At 50.9% G+C, this 17322-nt stretch carries 15 protein-coding genes; 9 read left to right on the top strand and 6 right to left on the bottom strand.

All coding sequences use genetic code 11. The features are described from left to right. Position 1: 1 nt before the first annotated feature. Positions 2–1492: a ketol-acid reductoisomerase gene (ilvC, locus tag EXY25_RS17235; protein ID WP_114339299.1), complete on the bottom strand. Its 1491-nt coding sequence runs from the start codon at positions 1490–1492 to the stop codon at positions 2–4. A 127-nt stretch (positions 1493–1619) separates the two neighbouring features. Here ilvC and ilvY point away from each other — a divergent pair, with 127 nt between their 5' ends. The 5 genes from ilvY to EXY25_RS17210 all read left to right on the top strand — a co-directional run bounded on the left by ilvY (position 1620) and on the right by EXY25_RS17210 (position 6782). Continuing rightward, positions 1620–2498 (top strand): HTH-type transcriptional activator IlvY, encoded by an 879-nt coding sequence (gene ilvY, locus EXY25_RS17230; RefSeq protein ID WP_114339300.1) that lies wholly within the window; start codon positions 1620–1622, stop codon positions 2496–2498. A gap of 272 nt (positions 2499–2770) precedes the next feature. Beyond that, positions 2771–3973 carry a porin gene (locus EXY25_RS17225; protein WP_130567832.1) on the top strand — a complete coding sequence of 401 codons (1203 nt, stop codon included), beginning with the start codon at positions 2771–2773 and terminating at the stop codon, positions 3971–3973. 76 nt (positions 3974–4049) lie between these two features. Further along, complete coding sequence (locus EXY25_RS17220) at positions 4050–4616, top strand: FMN-binding protein (RefSeq protein ID WP_130567831.1); 567 nt, start codon at positions 4050–4052, stop codon at positions 4614–4616. Next, positions 4609–5343: a PepSY-associated TM helix domain-containing protein gene (locus EXY25_RS17215; protein WP_130567830.1), complete on the top strand. Its 735-nt coding sequence runs from the start codon at positions 4609–4611 to the stop codon at positions 5341–5343. The genes EXY25_RS17220 and EXY25_RS17215 overlap by 8 nt, the downstream gene beginning before the upstream one ends. A 161-nt stretch (positions 5344–5504) precedes the next feature. After that, on the top strand, positions 5505–6782 hold the full coding sequence (locus tag EXY25_RS17210) for an NTP/NDP exchange transporter (RefSeq protein ID WP_130567829.1): 1278 nt from the start codon (positions 5505–5507) through the stop codon (positions 6780–6782). Here the strand turns inward: EXY25_RS17210 and EXY25_RS17205 are convergent. Together EXY25_RS17205 and EXY25_RS17200 are read right to left on the bottom strand one after the other, a co-directional pair. Further along, the gene (locus tag EXY25_RS17205; RefSeq protein WP_130567828.1) at positions 6736–8586 is read right to left on the bottom strand and encodes a metallophosphoesterase; all 1851 of its coding nucleotides are present in this window, start codon (positions 8584–8586) and stop codon (positions 6736–6738) included. The two genes, EXY25_RS17210 and EXY25_RS17205, sit on opposite strands and share 47 nt — an antisense overlap. Positions 8587–8630: 44 nt before the next feature. Next, positions 8631–8981, bottom strand: a complete 351-nt coding sequence (locus EXY25_RS17200; RefSeq protein ID WP_130567827.1) for a hypothetical protein — start codon at positions 8979–8981, stop codon at positions 8631–8633. A 135-nt stretch (positions 8982–9116) separates the two neighbouring features. Here EXY25_RS17200 and ccoG point away from each other — a divergent pair, with 135 nt between their 5' ends. The 4 genes from ccoG (at position 9117) to EXY25_RS17180 (ending at position 12856) form a co-directional block, all read left to right on the top strand. After that, positions 9117–10538 carry a cytochrome c oxidase accessory protein CcoG gene (gene ccoG, locus EXY25_RS17195; protein WP_130567826.1) on the top strand — a complete coding sequence of 474 codons (1422 nt, stop codon included), beginning with the start codon at positions 9117–9119 and terminating at the stop codon, positions 10536–10538. Between the two features lie 39 nt (positions 10539–10577). Beyond that, a complete protein-coding gene (locus EXY25_RS17190; protein ID WP_130567825.1) occupies positions 10578–11570 on the top strand; it encodes a serine/threonine protein kinase in 993 nt (330 codons plus the stop codon). Between the two features lie 62 nt (positions 11571–11632). Further along, the gene (locus tag EXY25_RS17185; RefSeq protein ID WP_130567824.1) at positions 11633–12235 is read left to right on the top strand and encodes a thiol:disulfide interchange protein DsbA/DsbL; all 603 of its coding nucleotides are present in this window, start codon (positions 11633–11635) and stop codon (positions 12233–12235) included. 138 nt (positions 12236–12373) lie between these two features. After that, positions 12374–12856, top strand: a complete 483-nt coding sequence (locus EXY25_RS17180) for a 2-thiouracil desulfurase family protein (RefSeq protein WP_130567823.1) — start codon at positions 12374–12376, stop codon at positions 12854–12856. A 415-nt stretch (positions 12857–13271) separates the two neighbouring features. Here EXY25_RS17180 and EXY25_RS17170 read toward each other — a convergent pair whose 3' ends face one another. From EXY25_RS17170 to speA, 3 genes are all read right to left on the bottom strand, one after another. Further along, positions 13272–14201 carry an acyltransferase gene (locus EXY25_RS17170; protein WP_130567821.1) on the bottom strand — a complete coding sequence of 310 codons (930 nt, stop codon included), beginning with the start codon at positions 14199–14201 and terminating at the stop codon, positions 13272–13274. A gap of 63 nt (positions 14202–14264) precedes the next feature. Continuing rightward, complete coding sequence (locus tag EXY25_RS17165; protein ID WP_130567820.1) at positions 14265–15158, bottom strand: acyltransferase; 894 nt, start codon at positions 15156–15158, stop codon at positions 14265–14267. A gap of 2 nt (positions 15159–15160) precedes the next feature. Continuing rightward, complete coding sequence (gene speA / locus EXY25_RS17160) at positions 15161–17041, bottom strand: biosynthetic arginine decarboxylase (protein ID WP_114339315.1); 1881 nt, start codon at positions 17039–17041, stop codon at positions 15161–15163. Between the last annotated feature and the right edge of the window lie 281 nt (positions 17042–17322).

Raw genomic sequence — 17322 nt, 5'->3', positions numbered from 1 at the left:
GTTACTTAGATGAAGCATCCACAATTTGTTGCATGTCGGTCATATAACCGCGTAGCTCCTGACCGATCCACTCCACTGGGTGGTTTTGGATAGCGTCATTCACTTCATTTAAGCGAACGTTATCAACGCTGGTGGAGGTCAGAGAAAGTCCTTTACCGATCACGTCAGTGCCGATGTTAGGCATGAACTTCTCGCGCAGCAGTGGTACCGCCACATGAGAGAACAGGTAACAACCGTATTCAGCCGTGTCTGAGATCACTACATTCATTTCGTAAAGACGCTTACGAGCAATGGTATTAGCGATCAGTGGTGTTTCGTGCAGTGACTCGTAGTAAGCCGACTCTTCGATGATGCCAGCAGCGGTCATTGCTTCAAAGGCCAGTTCAACACCGGCTTTCACCATGGCAACCAACATGATGCCGTGGTCGAAGTACTCTTGTTCGTCGATAGCTACATCGCTAACCGGTGCGTTTTCAAAACCAGTTTCACCGGTTTCTGCACGCCATTTCAGCAAGTTGGCATCGTCGTTAGCCCAATCTTCCATCATGGTGCGAGAGAATTCGCCAGTGATGATGTCATCCATGTGCTTTTCAAACAGTGGGCGCATCAACTCTTTCAACTCTTCAGCCATGTCGAAAGCTTTCAGTTTGGCTGGGTTGCTCAGGCGATCCATCATCAGGGTGATGCCACCGATCTTCAGTGCTTCAGTCACGGTTTCCCAACCGTACTGGATCAACTTGGCGGCGTAGCCAGCGTCGATACCGTCAGCCAGCATCTTCTCATAACCGAGGATGGCACCGGTTTGCAGCATGCCGCAAAGAATAGTCTGTTCACCCATCAGGTCAGATTTAACTTCAGCGACGAAAGAAGACTCAAGTACACCTGCGCGGTCACCGCCAGTCGCTGATGCCCATGCCTTGGCAATGGCTTCGCCTTCACCGTTAGGGTCATTCTCTGGGTGAACGGCCATCAGGGTCGGTACACCGAAGCCACGCTTATACTCTTCACGTACTTCTGAACCCGGGCACTTAGGTGCAACCATCACAACTGTGAGGTCTTTACGTACTTCCATGCCCTCTTCAACGATGTTGAAGCCGTGGCTGTAACCCAGTGTCGCACCCGCTTTCATCAACGGCATCACAGTATTAACAACGTTGCTGTGCTGCTTGTCAGGAGTCAGGTTACATACCAGATCCGCTGTTGGGATAAGCTCTTCGTAGGTACCGACGGTGAAACCATTTTCTGACGCGTTTTTCCATGATTGACGTTTTTCTGCAATCGCAGCGCCACGCAGTGCGTAGCTAACGTCCAAACCGGAATCGCGCATGTTCAAACCCTGGTTTAGGCCCTGTGCACCACAGCCGACGATGACGATTTTTTTGCCTTTCAGGTATTCGCAACCATCGGCGAATTCTGAGCGGTCCATAAAGCGACATTTGCCCAATTGAGCAAGCTGCTGACGCAGGTTAAGGGTATTGAAGTAGTTAGCCATTGCTTGGATCCTGTTCTTTCTTTGGGTCACGGATACGTGACCAATTTTGACGCAGTCATAGTAGGCCAAGCTTTCTATTTCTTAAACTGATATATTTGCAATAGTGTATTTCACAAAGTGAAACGTTATGGATATTCGCTCGCTGCGCTTGTTTAGCCATTTGGCGCGGTCACTGCATTTTGGCCGCACCAGTGAAAGTTTGCATGTCAGTGCCCCTACCCTAAGCCGTGTCATACAAAGGTTGGAAGAGGAGGTGGGTGAGCCACTGTTGATGCGAGATAACCGCACAGTGGCGCTGACACCGGCCGGAGAAAGTTACCTGCGTTTTGCTGAACGCGTGTTGGATGATTGGCAGCAGTTGTCACAAGAGTTGAGTGTCGATAGCTCCGCGTTGACCGGACGTATCAGTTTGTATTGTACCGTCACGGCGGCATACAGCTATCTGCGGCAGTTATTGGTGCCGTTTCGTCAGCGTTATCCGCAGATTGATATCGATCTGCAGACGGGGGATGCTGCCTTCGCGGTGGAAAAGGTGCGCGAGGGGGAAGCGGATCTGGCGATCACCGGTATTCCCGATAAACTGCCCACCCACGTGATTGTGCATATGCTGGCCGATGCGCCACTGGTACTGATAGCGCCCACCCTGAGTTGTCCGGTGCGTACCGCCGTTCTGCAGGATCCAATTGACTGGGCGCAGTTGCCAATTATTTTGGCTGAGCGCGGCTTAAGCCGAGAGCGGCTATTAGGCTGGCTGAAGCGCAAACAGGTAAAACCCAATATTCATTCAGAAGTGTCTGGCCATGAAGCGATTGTGTCTATGGTGGCGCTGGGCTTTGGCGTGGGTGTGGTGCCAGCCCCTGTGTTAGCCCATAGCCCGTTGCGGGAAGAGGTGGTGGAGTTGCCTGTTACCCCAACTTTTGAACCATTCCGGGTCGGCCTTTGTGCTGATGACCGACGCCTGAAAGATCCTCGTTTAGCTGCTTTCTGGCGGCTAGCGGTGGGGTAACAGGGCCATGTAGAAGCTCTCTGCATGGCTCTGTTATATGACGCATACCCTTTAAAGTACTTTTTCAGTACGTTGCCTAATCAGCGAAACCTCTTTCATCTACCTGAATAAAAGCCACTTTTTTAACCCGTTTGCAGTCGCTATAACCCAAGTTGGTTTTGTAGATCTTGATCTGAATCATATTGCGAGTGATAACAATTCCTATTTACATTTGTTTCTAGATGGTGATAATGCCCCTATAAATATTGCAAATTTGTTATAGGGATCTTGTTATGAAGTTACGCGCACTCTCTTTAGCTGTCGCGCTGGCGGCTTCTGGCCAAACGTTTGCTACTGAAACTGACACCAAAGCGCAGTTAGATACGCTTAGTAAACAGCTGGAAGCACTGCAGGCTAAAATTAAACAGCTGGAAACTGCCAACGAAGAGCAGGAAGAAGCGATTGAAGCGACTGCCGAAGCGGTTGAAAAGACCAGCGGCCTGGCTGAGGTTGTGAATAAGGTTCATATCGGCGGCTATGGTGAGCTGCACTATAACAACTTGGACGGCAGTGGCGGCGCATCAGACAAAGATGAAATTGATTTCCATCGCTTTGTACTGATGTTTGGTTATGACTTTACTGACGACATCCGTTTCTTCTCTGAATTGGAGCTGGAACACGCGCTGTCTGGTGACGACAAGCCTGGGGAAGTGGAGCTGGAGCAGGCCTACATTGATTTTGATATCAACGACTCCGTAACCGCCCGTGGTGGTTTGTTCCTGCTGCCTATCGGTATTCTCAATGAAACTCACGAGCCAGCGACTTTCTATGGGGTTGAGCGTAACCCGGTAGAGAAAAACATTATTCCTACCACGTGGTGGGAATCAGGCGGTGGTATCTATGGTGAAGTCGCTGAGGGTGTTCGCTATGATCTGTATATGCACTCGGGTCTGAAAACATCTGCGGATAAGAGCTACAACATCCGTAGCGGCCGCCAAAAAAGCGCCAATGCAGATGCCGATGATTTCGCGTATACCGCAGCGATACGTTACACCGCTATTCCTGGTCTGGAGTTAGGTGGATCATTCCAATATCAGGGCGATATGACCCAGAGTGAAGACCCTGAAGCAGGCAGTGCCTTTATGTTACAAGGCCATGCGGCTTATCAGAAAGGTCAATTTGGCTTGCGTGCATTAGCTGCTTATTGGGATTTGGATGGTGATGGCCCGGCAGATATGGGTGCTGATGAACAGTTTGGTTTCTTTGTTGAGCCAAGCTGGCGTTTCAACGAAGAGTTCGGAATCTTCGCTCGCTACAACTTCTGGGATAACCAGGCTGGTGAGAGCAGCATTGAAAGTGAGAAGAAGCAGTACGATCTGGGTGTGAACTACTGGCCTCACGCACAAGTAGTGCTGAAAGCCGACTACCAGATCCAAGACAATGAAAATGGTAAAGAACAGGATGGTTTCAACCTGGGTATTGGCTACCATTTCTAATTTAACGCGATAAGCGTTTATAGTTAGGCGACCCGTTCATTGAACGTGTCGCCTTTTTTCGTTTTATCAGGTGGTTATGAGAAGACTTAAATTACTTATCATTGCTCTGTTTTTTTCGGCGATCGCCCTTCCTGCTCAGGCAAAGGAGGAGATCTATAAAACGGCAGATCAGTTTCTGGCGGAAGCCTTTGATGGTGACGTACCTAAGACCAAAGTACTTTGGTTAAAGCGCGATGTTAAAGCGCTAAGTAAAGAGATATTGGACCATGCCTATCCTGCTTTGAGGATCCGCTACTGGATGCGTGATGACCAGTCAGTATGGATATTGGAAGAGATAGGTAAAGAACGCCCTATCACTATGGGTATGGTGGTGAAAGGCGATGAGATCAGATACAGCGAAATTCTGGCTTATCGAGAAAGCCGAGGTTGGGAAGTTCGTTATCCGCAGTTTATGGCGCAATACGCTGGAGCGACGTTAACTGAAGAGAAAAAGCTCGACCGCCACATTGATGGCATTACCGGAGCGACACTCTCGGTCCAAGCGGTTACTCGTATTGCTCGGTTGGCCTTAGTTTTCCACCGTCATGTTATGCCGAATACAACATTAGCTGAATCCAAAGTCAGCGGGGATAGTAATGGCTAGGGTGTTAAGGGCGCTGCACTGGTGGCACCGCAAGCTTGGGTTGGCTGCGGCATTGTTTATCTTTTTGCTTAGTTTGACCGGTATCGCACTGAATCATACTGATGGCCTTAAACTGAGCCAGCAACACCTGGATTGGCCATGGCTACTTCGCTGGTATGGTATTGAGTCACCGCAGCCGCAAGCTTATCCCGTGGCGGGCGACTGGCTTATTGTCCAAGGGCAGCAGCTTTACCTTAATGATCAACCATTGATGGCCGTGGATGGTGACGTGGTTGGTGCGCTTGTCTGGCAGACGATGCTGCTAGTAGCTACCGACAAGCAGTTGTTGCTGCTTACCGAAGAGGGCGAGTTGGCGGAAAAGGTTAGCGCCGAGTTAGGTTGGCCTCAAGGTGTGACGGCAATGGGGCTGGATGAACAGCTGGTGCCGACTATTCGAATAGAACAGCAGCTTGCGCAAGCGGATGAAGCTTTGCTTGCGTGGCACCCGGTGACGCAGGCTGAGGTGAGCTGGAGCTCGCCTGCAGCGATCCCCGCGGATTTAGCGCAGGCGTTACCCGCGCACGGGGCCGTTGATTTAGAGCGTGTATTGCTAGATCTGCACAGCGGACGCATCGTCGGCGTCTCAGGTCCCTGGTTGATGGATATGGCAGCGGTAGCGATGATGTTGTTAGCTGCATCAGGTATTTGGATGTGGGCAAAGCGCAGGCGGGGTAATCGGCGGCGCTGAGTCGTTGCGATGCTGACGGCAAATAGAAGATATTGCTTAGCTTGATTATTTGCCGGTCTGTTTAATTACGCTTTGCTTAGTTAAAAGCGGACTACACTTGCTGATAGTACCTCGCCAATCGACTTAATCTATTGATGTTTAAAGCGACTTTAGCAATTTGGTTGACCCGTAGCGTTAATCTGATCACCCAGGTTGCTCCAGGTGAGTTGCGCCCAGCCCTGTGGTTGACACTGAAAGCTTTCCTTCTGCTGTTTGCTTACTATCAATTAAAACCGCTGCGCGAGGCGTTGATCCTGAGTGAGCATGACGCCACCATTCGTAGCTACGCAACGGCGATCCAAGCGTTAGTGCTGTTTCTATTGATGCCGCTTTATGCCTATCTGGTGCGCCACTTGGGGACCCAGCGAATGTTCTCCGGCGTGCTAGTTGTCGCGGTGATCTCTCTTGCTCTGTTTTGGTTAGGCCATGGACTGCAACTGCCTGTAGCAGCACCTTTCTATATCTGGTTGGGGATATTTAATGTATTCATCATTGCCCAATTCTGGGCTGAATGTGCGGCTTATTACCAACCAGAGGCAGGTAAACGGCTGTTTCCGCTGATTGCAGCGGGGGCCACTGTCGGTGGACTGCTTGGTGCTGTCTCTGCCCACTGGGTGTTTATTGTTAGTGGTGTTGGCGGCGCGTTTGCTGTTGCTATTTCGGGGTATGTTGCCGTTTGGCAAACGCCGCGCCCCATCTCTTCCAAAGTGGCGCAAGCAAGCGCTGACAGATCTGTTGATGCTAAACAGCATTGGTTTCGAGGCTTAAATCACCTGCTGCTAAATCCCTATCTCATGCTGATCGCGCTGTTTGTGTTGCTGCTAAATACCGGCAATAGCTTGGGAGAATATATTTTGGCGCGTTGGGTTGAGCTGCAATATAGCGGTGCGGATCAGATAGGCGCTTTTTATGGCGGGTTCTACAGTTGGGTGAATTTCGCTACCGTGCTCTGCCAGCTGTTTTTGGTGTCAAGAATGATTCGTTGGTTGGGCATTCCTTCCGCACTCTTGCTGGTGCCTTGCTTGATGCTTGGCGGCTATTTAACACTATTTTTCTTGCCGCTATTCTGGCTTACTTGTCTCTATAAAGTGGCTGAAAACAGCCTGGATTACTCGTTGCAAAATACCCTACGTCACACGCTTTTTCTGCCTCTTTCAGGGGTGCAGCTGTATGAGGGCAAGGCGGTGATAGATACGATTTTTTGGCGTTTGGGAGATCTCATCCAATTAGTCATCGTGTTGCTCGGTAGCCACTGGCTGCTGTTGGATCTATCAGGTTACCTGCTGATCAATGTTGGCCTGGCGTTAGTTTGGATCTGGATCTGTCTGCGGTTGCAGCGGCATATCGCTCTGCTTAGCGCTGATCTTTCCAGGCGCGGAGCAGCAGATCCCGGCGCTTAGCGATGGCTCTTAGCTGATCACTGTCCAACCATCGGCCCAACACTTGTTGTAGTTTTTGCCGTGACAACAGCTGCAGTTGCTGCCTAACCAGTGGCGAATAGATTAACTTAGCCTGCGCAAGATATTCTGGTGCGCGAGGTAACGTCCTGAATGCCCGCGAATGGTCTATCCACCATAGCTTCCAGTTGGATCTTTGATACAGCATGTTGGCTCGGGTACGGTCATCATTGTGGATTAGTATATCGAATAGGTTCATCAAGCTGTGTTGATAACTCAGTACGCAAGTTTCCGCAGGATAAAGGCCCTCTTTTAGCCGTTTGCTCTCATTAAATGTGTTATTGACCCAAAGTTGCAGCGCGCCACTTTTGCCTTTAATTGTGCGCGCCACCGTGGGAGGGATCTCGGTCAGTGCCATTGCGCGGGCAAGCTGATAGGCGGCGATATCAAAACGGAAGCTGTCACTGAGTTGATGATGTTGATTGCGCCGCCGTGGTCGCACATCTTCGGTTTTGAAAATGGCGTGAAAGCTTTCACCGTTGGCGCTCAGCGTCACTTTTTGGGGTTGGGTGACGCCTTCGCCAACGGCTTCAATCTCAGTGATCTCTGCGTTCGTCAGTAGCAGTTCCCAATCTTCATAACGGCGGCCTTTGTATCCGTCAGCGGCGCTCTCCGCTTGCCATGATTGCCATCTGCCATCAGTGAATACCTGCATCTGTGCGTCATCAGTGATTTTTAGCAGCGCTGGTTTGCCATGGTAGTAAGCGGTGTTCATGCCGGTATCGACATCGATCACTAAGCCGTCTAAATACGCGGTGATCTCTCGACTGGGGGTCGGGGTATGTCCGACAATCAGTTGCTCAATATTCAGGTTGGCCAAGCGTTCTTTAAGCATAGGTTGCTCAAACAGCGGGTGGCATATCACATTACCTCGATACCAGAGCGGACCTTCGTTATTCAGCAGGGGGTTGTTGCCAGCCTTGTATACCAGCTGGGCTTGTTTTTGGATCTGCGCATCGCTGCTTTCGGTGGCTAGTAATTTGGCCTGCTCCAGCCGTTCAAACCAACTATAGCCGGTCAGGTCGTGCCCCTGTTCGAGTAGGTTCTGTTGAGCGGTGACAAATTGGCGAATGTTTGTCTGGGTCATTTCGTTAATGGCGCCGCTGGAGAGCCCCGCGATGACACTGGATAATCCACCGTGAACAAAACCGAAGCGACCAATGACCAACAGTGTGGGGCGTCTGATCAACCATTTGCCGTAGTCGCCATCCAGTGCCATGGCTGCACGGTGCCCCAAGTAGCCAGGTTGATAGTGTTGTTCAAATTTTTCCATCAAGGTGGCGGTAGATTCGATGTCTGGATGCAGTTGCGTGAACTGTTCGAATCGTTGGTTGCGCAACTGACTGGTTTCCAGCTCGATATAGCTGGCAAATTCCCCTGGCGTGACATAGTTGAGCTCACCCATCAGGTTCATCTGCTCATGGTTGCCCATCAACACATAGACGCGGCCGCCAGCATCTCGGGCTTCCTTTTCTAGCCGTCGCAGCAGATCCATTACCCAGCGGGAATCGTCACCGCGATCAAGCAGATCGCCAACACTGACCAGATAGCTGGTACCACCGATCCAACGTTCATCTTCATCAATGAGTTTGGCGCCCTGGAGCAAGGTGGAGAGCTCTTGGTAGGCGCCATGGACATCACCCAGCACATAAAGCGTGCCGGGCATGGGGTAACGGTGTTTTTCGCTAAAAGCCCCCTGTGAAAAAAGCAGCAGGGCTAAGCAGAAAAGGTGTTGCCAGCGTTGCATAGGCGGTCATTTTTGTCGGCTATTACAACTCATTGTAGTCAAAACTAATTTATACCAAGTTTGTCGCGCGCATAGTCACACATTTTTGCTTGGCGATTTCCATCCAGTGTGGGATGTTCCTGAGGATTTTCGGGGTTACAGAACTGGTAGAGGTACTCCTCTTTGGCTTTGACTGAGGCGTCTAATTTGCGACGAAAGTTTGCCAACGTGGTATCCACTTTCATCCCATCCGCCATCTGCTGTTTGAGTTTATCGGGGTGGTAGTCGCCAAGTAATTCGTTGAGTTTTTCCAGCAGCGGTTGTGGTCCTTCGGTAATCGCTTCTCTGACATACTCTGAACGCGAGGCAACCATGGCGATCACCACCAGTAACATGGTCAGTAAAATTTTTTTCACGGTTTATCAGCTCCTTGTGATGCTGCTTCTGTTAGCTAACTGTTTCGGGTTGTAAACTGTTTACTGCTACAATGCAACGCCGCCTAATCAACGACGGCTGTCGAGAGCGCCTTTTTTAAAGCAGTGAGGACAGTGATGAGCGATAAAATCGAGGTGCGTGAAATCAAGCCTTCCCGGCCCCGCCCTGCCGCTAAAACCAAGATGGGTGACCAACCCGTTCATCCCAACAACACCATTTACGTACGGGCGATGAAAGGCGTTTTTCAACGCTTGCGTCGCTACGGTGGCTGGTTCTTGATGGCGCTGTTTATGCTCACCCCCTGGATCCCTTACCAAGGACGTCAGGCGATCTTGCTCGATATAGAAGCGCAGCAGTTCAATTTTTTCTCGGTCACTCTGTTTCCACAGGACCTCATTCTATTGGCGTTCGTGTTTATGATCGCCGCTTTTGCCCTGTTCTTCTTTACCACCTTCTTAGGTCGTGTTTGGTGCGGCTATACCTGCCCACAAACGGTCTGGACCTTTATATACATTTGGTTCGAAGAAAAAATTGAAGGCGCCCGCAATAAACGGGTAAAACTTGACCGAACAGCTTGGAACTTTGAAAAACTCTGGCGTAAAACCTTCAAGCATTTCTGTTGGTTAGCCGTGGCCTTGGTGACCGGTATCACCATGGTGGCTTATTTTGTGCCAGCCTCCGATGTGGTGTTTGGTTTGGTTACCGGTGAGTTGAGCTTTGCCGCCACTTTCTCAGTGATCTTCTTTATGTTGGCCACCTATGCCAACGCTGGCTGGATGCGAACTATTGTTTGTACCCACATGTGCCCCTATGCCCGCTTTCAGTCCGCCATGTTTGATAAAGATACCTTTATCGTTGGTTATGATGTCGATCGTGGTGAAGCCCGTGGCCCCCGTAAACGTAAAGAAGATTACAAAGCGGTTGGGCTGGGCGATTGTGTTGATTGTAACCTCTGTGTCGAGGTCTGCCCCTCCGGCATCGATATCCGGAATGGCCTGCAGTATGAGTGCATCAACTGTGGTGCTTGTATCGATGCTTGCGACCAGACCATGGACAAAATGGGTTATGAAAAAGGCCTGATCAGCTACACCACTGAGCACCGGTTAGCAGGAGGTACCACAGAGTTCGTGCGGCCCAAGCTGATCGGTTACGGTTTAGCGTTGGTGGTGATGATGATTGCGTTTGTCGTGACCGCCAACCTGCGGGTTAATTTCGAAGTGGATGTGTTGCGCGATCGCAACCAGATGTTCCGCGAAACCAACGAGGGCTGGATCGAAAACACCTATACCTTGGTACTGGTGAATAAAACTCAGCAAGCCACGCAGTTCCACCTGAGTGTTGAAGGGCTGCCGCCCTATGAGTGGAGCGGCCCACAGCAGATAGAGGTGGCCGCTGGAGATGTCGCCGATGTGCCGATCAGTCTGGCGGTTGACCCCTATGAATTAACGAGCCCCATGACGCGGATAGAGTTTGTTGTGACTACCGATAGCAGTGACGATGCCCGGCGCATCGACAGCCGCTTCTTTAGCCGACGATAGTCATGGCGATACCCCTTTAAATAAGGAAATGACCTCCCTGTGAGTCAATTTCACTTTGCTAAGCTCACGCCTGAGCTGATCCTTGATGCGCTGGAAAGTCAGGGCATTCGGGTCGACTCAGGTTTGCTGCCCTTGAACAGCTACGAAAATCGCGTTTATCAATTTCTTGATGAGGAGCGCCAGCGTTACGTTGTTAAGTTCTACCGCCCTGAACGCTGGAGCGATGATGCGATCCAGGAGGAGCATGCCTTTACCCAGCAGTTGCTTGATGCGGAAGTCCCCGTTGTTGCGCCGCTGACCTTTGCTGGCAAAACACTCCTCAAAGCGGAAGGCTATCGCTTCGTGGTGTTTCCCAGTGTCGGTGGTCGTCACCTGGAAGTGGATAACTTGGATCAGCTGGAGTGGGTGGGGCGTTTTGTTGGCCGCTTGCATATGGTGTCCAGTAAACAGGATTTTGTGCATCGCCCTACGTTGGATTTTGACAGTTTTGGTGCCCAGTCGGCTGAGTATCTGCAACAAGCTAATATGTTGCCCGATTCGCTGAAAACGCCGTTCTTTACCGTGCTTGAGCACCTGCTCACAGCCTTGCAGCGGCATCTGGCTGAAGCGGCAGCCTATACGCCGATCCGCCTGCATGGTGACTGCCATCCTGGCAACATATTGTGGCGTGATGAGATTGGCCCGCAGTTTGTCGATCTGGATGATGCCCGTATGGGGCCAGCGGTGCAGGATATATGGATGCTGCTGTCAGGCGAACGCGCCGAACGTATTTTGCAGTTAGAGTTGATTCTGGAAGGTTATGAGCAGTTCTGTGAGTTTGATAACAAGCAGTTGGCATTGATTGAGCCGCTACGGGCATTGCGTCAGATCCACTACATGGCATGGCTGGCGCGTCGCTGGCAAGATCCTGCTTTTCCTCAGGCATTCCCCTGGTTTAACAGCGATAAATATTGGGAAGGACAGATCCTGGCGTGTAAAGAACAGTTATCTAGCCTGCAAGAACCACCTTTAAGCTTGCAGCCTTGGCTGTAAATCCCTAGCATCGGATATTCTGAACTGAATTAGCTGAGCTTACTTTCTAGGAACCTATACGAATGAAAAAGATCCTCTTATCTCTGTTGGTATTGCTGCTGCCGATCACGGCGTGTGCAGAGCGTTTTCAAGAGGGCAAGCACTACACTGTTGTTCGCAGTGTTGCCAGTGCCGAGCCAGAGATCACCGAATTTTTCTCCGTGCTTTGCGGTCATTGTTATAGCTTTGAGCCTATCGTGCATGAGCTGAGCAAGCAGCTTCCGCCAGGGGTGAAATTTAAGCGTAATCACGTGGATTTTGTTGGTCGCGATATCGGCCCTTTGTACACCCGTGCTTATGCCACCATGTTGGTACTAAAAGTTGAAGACACCGTGTTACCCGCGATCTTCAATGAAGTGCATGGCAAGAAAAACTTCCTGCAGACCCCAGCGGCATTGCGTGATTTCTTTATTAAGAACGGCGTTGATGCCGGTCAGTATGATGGTGCGGTTAGCAGCTTTGCGGTTAACGGTCTGGTGAGCCAGATGCAGAAAGCCACCAAAGATTACAAGATCACCGGTGTGCCAAGCTTCTTCGTCAACGGTAAATACAAGATTAACACCAGCTCTATCAAGTCAGCGGATGAGTTCGTACAGTTAGTGCTGTTTTTGTTAGAGAAAAAGTAAACCTGATAGCGTTTAGATGACGATTTATCCGGTTTAAGCAAAAAGGCGCCTGTAGGCGCCTTTTTTGTTGTGTGTTACTCCTTGAGAGACTGATGTGCTCAGACAATAATGAACTCAGTTAAATCCATTAGGTTGAACATGGAAAAGATCCTCATCAGCGCCTGTTTACTAGGCGATCGTGTGCGTTATAACGGCGAGATCCAGCTATGCGAACATCCGTTACTTAAACGTTGGCAGGCAGAAGGGCGATTAGTCAAAGTGTGCCCGGAAGTGGTGGGTGGTTTACCTGTGCCCCGCCCGGCGGCTGAGCAACAGCCGGGTGGCCGGGTGATCACGCAACAGGGGGTGGACGTGACGGCTGAGTTTGAAGCTGGCGCCACGCTGGCGGTTAAGTTGGCACAGCAGCAAGGGATCCGTTTGGCTTTGATGAAGGCGCGCAGCCCCAGTTGTGGTAGCGGCCATGTGTATGATGGCGCGTTTCAAGGGCGTCTAATCGCGGGGGATGGTGTGACGGTGAGCCATTTGCGCCGTATCGGTGTACAACTGTTTGATGAAACCCAGTTAGACGCACTCGCGGCGGAGCTCCTGCTGTGTGAAAGTGGCAAAGATCCCTCACCCTAGCCCTCTCCCCTTGGAGAGGGGATCACAAGCGAAGCGGTTGCTCTTTGTTCTTTGTTGTTTTGCTCCTTCTCCCCTGGTGGGAGAAGGCTGGGATGAGGGGGCGCTTTAAACTGGCTACCCCAGTGGTACAGAATGTTAGGTAATCCAATATGACTCATTGTGGTTTTGCAGGCGGTGTGTTGTTGCTTAGCGCTGCGCTGATCTCTGGCTGTGCTCAGCCTTTGCCAGACAATCTGACACTTAAGCCTGATACCCAAGGCGAATGGGTATTTGAGCGGCCCTATAAAGCGCGTAATACGGGGCGGCGTTTGCAGTACAGTAAGCATATTATCTGCGTCACGCCCATTGGTTCATGCCCTATGCCGGGTAGCAGTCCAATAGATATTTTTTGTCAGTGTGCAGTGGAGCCCGAGGGTTACTTACAAGGCGTGACAGAATCTGTGATTGTCGCACCGGTGTTTCCGCCCGCCAGCAGTTCAGATAACTGATCATCCTTTGCCTGCCACCAGCCATTGAGTTGTTGCTGAAACTGATGACGAAATGCGGCGTCATCAAAGTAGTCGCCAATCAGCTCATCGGTCACCGCAATTGCTTCAATCTTTAATACCACCCGCTTTAGCTCTCCTTTTAGTGCCGCTGGCATGGCGGGCTCTCTGTTGTCGGGATAACAGAGTGTGGTATTGAGGATGGCATCAAACTTCATCGCGTTTAGGGCAAAGGCGATCCCACCCGCTTTAGGCGCCAATAGATGTTGATAAGGTGCTTGCTGATGTTGCTGCTTCTCAGGGGTAAAACGTGTGCCCTCAACAAAATTGATCACTGTGGTGGGGCTATGACGAAAGTGGGCACAGGCAGCGCGTGTGGCGTCAATATCTTTGCCTTTGAGGTGCGGATATTTGGCTAAAAACGCTTTGGAATAACGTTTCATAAAGGGCATATCTAATCCCCATGCCCCGATGCCGAGGAAAGGCACCCAGATCAGCTCCTGTTTTAAGAAAAATTTGCCGATTGGGATACGGCGATGGAGCTGGGAGGTGAGCACTACGATATCCAGCCAACTCAGGTGGTTACTGATCAGCAGGTACCAGTGCTTGGTATCAAGCTCGGCTGGCAGCTCGATCTGCCATTCAATGCGGTTGGTTAATGCCAGCGTACCGCGCATACACAGGGTCCAGGCTTGATAAAAGCGATGTAAGAATAGATTGATTAGCTTGCGCCAAGGGGAGATGGGTAACAGTTTCAGTAGGCCACCGAGAAAGATCAATCCGCCCCACAGCCCCAGCCATAGGCTGATAAAAAACAGATTGATAACGGCTAACAAAGGGCCCGGAAGAAAACTCAACATCGCGGATCAGCTACCTTGTGGTGTCGACGGAATGAACATCGAGGGAGGGGGTTGCTAAAAGCCTCATTGCGAGGCTTTCATCTCTGCCAGTTTGAGATCCTTCTCTTGCCACAGTTGGTTTACCCAGCCCTGAAAGCGTTGCTGGAACTGCTTGTCGTTCTGGTAGTCGCCGATCAGGTGCTCATCAATCGGTAATACGCGCACATCGACTTTGATCTCTGCTACTTTGCCACAGACAAAATCCCAGAAGCTGGGGCGCTGTTGCGGATAAAGAATGGTCACATCCACCAGCTTGTGCAGTTGATTACCCATGGCATTTAACACAAAGGCGATACCGCCTGCTCTGGGCAGCAGCAGATGCTGATAGGGGGATGCCTGTTTTTCATGTTTTTGCTCTGTGTAACGGGTGCCTTCAACAAAATTCATGATGCTGGTGGGTTTAAAGCGAAACTTGCGGCAAGCGTTGCGCGTTGCTTCGATATCTTTGCCTTTCAAGTGCGGGTGTTTCTTTAGGAAAGCGCTGCTGTAGCGGCGCATAAACGGGAACTCTAACGCCCACCAGGCGACGCCTAGAAATGGCACCCAAATGAGCTCTTTTTTGAGGAAGAATTTCAGAAACGGGATGCGATGATTGAAGATCCGTTGCAGTACCAGAATATCGACCCAGCTTTGGTGATTGGCCAGTACCAGATACCACTCTTTACGCACGACTCCCTCTAACCCCTGCACCGCAATGCGGGTGCCCGTGAGTAGCCGCTGGTTGACGTTGTTGATGCTGATCCAGGCAACGGCACAAGCATCTAACAGGTAGGTACAGAGTTTGCGCCACAGGGTGATTGGTACCAGCAGCTTGCAGAATGAAAGCAGCAAGATCGGCAACACCCAAAAAATGGTATTCACGATATATAACAACAGGCCTAGGGGCCCTTTAATAAAACTAGGCAGAAAACTCAGCATGCTTAGTCCTCGAAATAGGTGTATCCGCTGACCCCTGCTTCCAGCTCGATCAGTAGCTTATTTACTTCTTTCCGGTTGCCTACTTTCGCCAGTTGGCGACGGTAGCTTTCAACCAGGCGACGTGGCTCAAAGTGAACATAATCTAACACTTGTGCAGCGGTATCGCCTTTCATTAACCTGCTGAGACTGTAGCCGTCGTCAGTAAGTTCAACGTGCACAGAATCGGTATCGCCAAACAGGTTGTGTAGATCACCGAGGATCTCCTGATAGGCACCGACCATAAAGAAGCCCAGTAGCTGCTCTTCATCCTGTTTCGCCTTTGGCATTGGCAAGCTGGCTTCGATCCCTGCGCCATCGACATATTGCCGGATCTGACCATCGGAATCACAGGTAATGTCCTGAATAATGGCGCGATCTGTGAGCGGACGATCCATTCCTTGCAGTGGCATCACTGGAAACAGTTGCTGAATGCCCCAGATATCCGGTAGTGATTGAAACAGGGAAAAGTTACAGAACAGTTTGTCGGCCAGCTTTTCGTTGAGCTCGTCTAATACTTCACGGTGGGCACGGCTACTGTGTTTCAAGTGCTTGCGTACTTCGTGACAGATAGCGAAGTAGATCTGTTCTGCCTGTGCCCACTGGCTGATGTTGAGCATGCCGTGGGAGAATTGGCTTGCCGCTTCGCCGATGCAGTACATCGCCTCGTGGTAGGCTTCCAGAGCACTGTGGGCGTCGACACGCTGATGACACTGCCATAATTCATAGATCATTGACGGCGCTTCGTCACCGACCTCCGGCAGGTTTTCACCCTTAGGTTGGCGTTCGTTGTCGATCACATTGGCTACCAGGACGGCGTGGTGGGCGGTCATTGAACGGCCCGACTCGCTGATGATATTGGGATGTGGCAGGCCGTGTTCGTAGCAGATCTCATCCAGCTCGTGGACAACACGGTTGGCATAATCAAATGGCGTGTAGTTGACGCTGCAACCGTGACGGCTGCGGCTACCTTCATAATCCACCCCAAGACCACCACCAACATCAACCGTATCAATGGGTACGCCAAGGTGGCGAAGCTCGGCATAGTAGCGGGCGCATTCATGGATCGCCTTCTGAATATCGCGAATATTCGCTACCTGGCTACCAATATGGAAATGCACCAAGCAGAGATATTGCTCTTTACCCATCGCTTTCAGGCGCTCAACAGCTTCTAGTACCTGATGGGCGGCCAAGCCGAACTTGCCCTTTTCACCACCGGTGTTCTGCCATTTGCCTTTACCAGTAGAGTTTAAGCGGATGCGGATGCCGATACGCGGTTCCACTTCAAGATCCGCGGCTTCTTCCAGCACCTTATTCAGCTCACTGAGTTTTTCTACCACGATATTAACCGTGTGCCCCATCTTCTGGCCGATCAGCGCTAGGCGGATAAACTCGCGATCTTTGTAGCCGTTACAAACGATAGTGATCGGGGTATCTGAAACCCCTAAAATCGCCAGTAGCTCAGGTTTAGAGCCGGCTTCTAAGCCGACTTTGCCGCTGGTATGACTGAGTAGCTTTTCCACCACGCTGCGCTGTTGATTCACTTTGATTGGGTATACCGCGGTGTAGCCGCCAGGGTACTCACAATCTTGCTTGGCCTTTTCAAAGGCGCGGATCAGGGTATCAACACGGTGATAAAGAATATCGGTAAACCGGATCAGGATCGGTAGTGATAAACCATGGGCGCGGATATCTTCCACCAGATCTGGTAGCGGGATAGAGTGCCCCGCGCTATTGGCGGTCGGATTGGCAGTCAGGTTCCCTTGTTCATCGACATCAAAATAACCTTCGCTCCAATGAGCGACATTGTAGGTGCGACGTGCGCGTTCGGTGGCCGAATTACTCAATGGCGTGATCTCTGAATAGGTTAAATAAACAACAATTTTAAGGGCGCCATTCTAATGCTAGATCCGCCACTCGCCTAGTTTTTTAGGCTGTGCTCAACGGGGCTTTGCTTGCCACAGGCTACCAGTGGATGAAGTTTAGCTGAATTTGGGCTGCTCCAGCCGATAGGGAGAGGCCTGAAGAGGGGCAAAACGGCAGCTTTGGTGCGCTGAATGACGGGCGCAAACAGAAAATAGGCGTGGCATTGGTAGCGGGAAGGGCGGTAGAAGTAAAATAGTTTGCC

Origin of the sequence: Corallincola spongiicola, assembly GCF_004284785.1 — a bacterium.
Lineage (GTDB): Bacteria > Pseudomonadota > Gammaproteobacteria > Enterobacterales > Neiellaceae > Corallincola > Corallincola holothuriorum.
This window is presented reverse-complemented; position numbering and strand designations above follow the sequence as displayed.

What these genes read in the sequence shown, in the direction of transcription:
- ilvC (WP_114339299.1), bottom strand. Translation starts at nt 1,492, where the DNA reads ATGGCTAACTACTTCAATACCCTTAACCTGCGTCAGCAGCTTGCTCAA.
- ilvY (WP_114339300.1), top strand. Translation starts at nt 1,620, where the DNA reads ATGGATATTCGCTCGCTGCGCTTGTTTAGCCATTTGGCGCGGTCACTG.
- EXY25_RS17225 (WP_130567832.1), top strand. Translation starts at nt 2,771, where the DNA reads ATGAAGTTACGCGCACTCTCTTTAGCTGTCGCGCTGGCGGCTTCTGGC.
- EXY25_RS17220 (WP_130567831.1), top strand. Translation starts at nt 4,050, where the DNA reads ATGAGAAGACTTAAATTACTTATCATTGCTCTGTTTTTTTCGGCGATC.
- EXY25_RS17215 (WP_130567830.1), top strand. Translation starts at nt 4,609, where the DNA reads ATGGCTAGGGTGTTAAGGGCGCTGCACTGGTGGCACCGCAAGCTTGGG.
- EXY25_RS17205 (WP_130567828.1), bottom strand. Translation starts at nt 8,586, where the DNA reads ATGCAACGCTGGCAACACCTTTTCTGCTTAGCCCTGCTGCTTTTTTCA.
- ccoG (WP_130567826.1), top strand. Translation starts at nt 9,117, where the DNA reads ATGAGCGATAAAATCGAGGTGCGTGAAATCAAGCCTTCCCGGCCCCGC.
- EXY25_RS17185 (WP_130567824.1), top strand. Translation starts at nt 11,633, where the DNA reads ATGAAAAAGATCCTCTTATCTCTGTTGGTATTGCTGCTGCCGATCACG.
- EXY25_RS17180 (WP_130567823.1), top strand. Translation starts at nt 12,374, where the DNA reads ATGGAAAAGATCCTCATCAGCGCCTGTTTACTAGGCGATCGTGTGCGT.
- EXY25_RS17170 (WP_130567821.1), bottom strand. Translation starts at nt 14,201, where the DNA reads ATGTTGAGTTTTCTTCCGGGCCCTTTGTTAGCCGTTATCAATCTGTTT.
- EXY25_RS17165 (WP_130567820.1), bottom strand. Translation starts at nt 15,158, where the DNA reads ATGCTGAGTTTTCTGCCTAGTTTTATTAAAGGGCCCCTAGGCCTGTTG.